The following is a 2379-nucleotide window of genomic DNA, read 5'->3' on the forward strand; positions in this document are numbered from 1 at the left end:
CCCCTGGGCGGCCTCGACATGCAGCTGTGGCGGGCGAAGAAGCAGCTTGCGCAAGCCGACATCGTCTTTCAGCCGGGCCTCAACGAGGAACTCGCCGCCACCGCCTGCTGGGGCTCGCAGCAGACCGAATTGCTGGGCGAGGGCACGCATGATGGCGTTTTTTCGGTCTGGTACGGCAAGGGCCCGGGGGTCGACCGGTCCGGCGACGTCTTCCGCCACGCCAATCTTGCCGGCTCCTCCAAGCATGGCGGCGTGCTTGCCCTGATGGGCGACGACCACATGGCCGAATCCTCGACCAACGCGCATGCCACCGAATTCCTCTTCGTCGACACCATGGTGCCGATCCTCAATCCGGCCGGCGTGCAGGAGATCATCGACTACGGCCTTTACGGCTTTGCCATGTCGCGCTTCGCCGGCACCTGGGCGGCGATCAAATGCGTCAAGGACAATATCGAATCGACGGCCTCGGTCGACGCCTCGATCGAGCGTCTGGGCATCGTCATTCCCGAATTCGACATGCCGCCGGGCGGCTTGAACATCCGCCACGAGATCGACATGCTCGGCCAGGAAGAGCGGCTGCACGAGTACAAGCGCGCCGCCGCCTCGGCCTTCATCCAGGCCAATGGGCTGAACCGCATCGTCTATTCCGGCGGCCGCAATCCCAAGCTCGGCGTCATCACCATCGGCAAGAGCTATCTCGACGTCCGCCAAGCGCTGGAGGATATCGGCATCGACGAAGCGGCCGCCAACCGCATCGGCATCCGCCTGTTCAAGGTCGGCTGTCCGTGGCCGTTGGATTTCCAGCACATCGCCGACTTCGCCCGCGGCCTCGACACCATCGTCGTCGTCGAGGAGAAGCGCTCGCTGATCGAGGTGCAGCTGCGCGAGAACCTCTACGGCACCGCCACCCAGCCGGTGATCGTCGGCAAGAAGGACGAGCGCGGTGACTGGCTGTTTCCGGCCAAGGGTGCGCTCGATCCGAACGAGATCGCGATTGCGCTCGGCGAACGGATCCTGCGCACCATCGGCTCCTCGGAAGAGATCGCAGCGCGGGTGGCGAAGCTGCGCCAGTTCCAGGCGATGCTCGCCGACACGCTCGATATCGGCTCGCGCACGCCTTTCTTCTGCTCGGGCTGCCCGCATAATTCCTCGACCAAGGTGCCGGACGGCTCGCTGGCCGCCGCCGGCATCGGCTGCCACTTCATGGCGCTGTGGATGGACAGGAACACCGTCGGCTTCACCGCCATGGGAGGCGAGGGCGCGCAATGGGTCGGACAGGCGCCGTTCTCCAAGCGCGACCACATCTTCCAGAATCTCGGCGACGGCACCTACAACCACTCCGGCGTGCTGGCGATCCGCTTCGCGCTGTCCTCCGACGCCAACATCACCTACAAGATCCTCTACAACGATGCCGTCGCCATGACCGGCGGCCAGCCGCATGAGGGCGGCCTGACCGTCGACATGATCGCCAGGCAAGTGCGCGCCGAGGGCGTCGAGCGCATCGCCGTTGTCACGGACGAGCCTGGCAAATATGCCGGCAAGGCCGATTTCCCGGCCGGCATAACCATCCACCATCGCGACGATCTCGATCTCGTCCAGCGCGAATTGCGCGAGGTGAAAGGCGTTTCGGTGCTGCTCTACGATCAGACCTGCGCCGCCGAAAAGCGCCGCCGACGCAAGCGCGGCACCTTCCCCGATCCGGACAAACGCGTCTTCATCAACGAGCTGGTCTGCGAAGGCTGCGGCGATTGCGGCGTACAGTCCAACTGCGTCTCGATCCAGCCGGTCGAGACCGAATTCGGCCGCAAGCGCCGCATCGACCAGTCGAGCTGCAACAAGGATTTTTCCTGCCTCAACGGTTTCTGCCCGTCTTTCGTCACCGTGCATGGCGGCAAGATCAGGAAGGCCGAAGGCACTGCCGGCAGGGCCGATCCGCTGGACGGCGTGCCGGCGCCGGCCGAATTCCGCATGGGCAACCAGGGCTGGGCGGCGATCATCGACGGCGTCGGCGGCACCGGCGTCGTCACCGTCGGCGCGGTGCTCGGCATGGCCGCGCATCTGGAAGGCAAGGGTTGCGGCATGATCGATATGGCGGGCCTCGCCCAGAAGGGCGGCTCGGTCTTCACTCATGTCCGCATCGCCCCGACACCCGAGGACATCCACGCCATTCGCGTCTCGGCCGGCAAGGCCGACCTTGTGCTCGGCTGCGACCTCGTCGTCTCCGGCGCCAAGAAGGTGCTGGGCGCGGTCCGCGAGGGCCACACGATCTTCCTCGCCAACACCGCCGAGATCATGCCCGGCGAATTCACCCGTTCGGCGGACTTCTCGCTGCCGGTCGAGCGGCTGAAGAAGGCGATCCGGGCCGCTGCCGGCGACGAC

General features: G+C 65.9%; 1 protein-coding gene. It reads left to right on the top strand.

Annotated features, from left to right (window positions below):
* Positions 1-2379, top strand: a 2379-nt coding sequence (locus tag EOA24_RS34520; protein ID WP_133374777.1) for an indolepyruvate ferredoxin oxidoreductase family protein, incomplete at both ends; no start/stop codon positions are given.

This window comes from Mesorhizobium sp. M2A.F.Ca.ET.039.01.1.1 (assembly GCF_003998035.1).
In the GTDB taxonomy this organism is placed as follows: domain Bacteria; phylum Pseudomonadota; class Alphaproteobacteria; order Rhizobiales; family Rhizobiaceae; genus Mesorhizobium.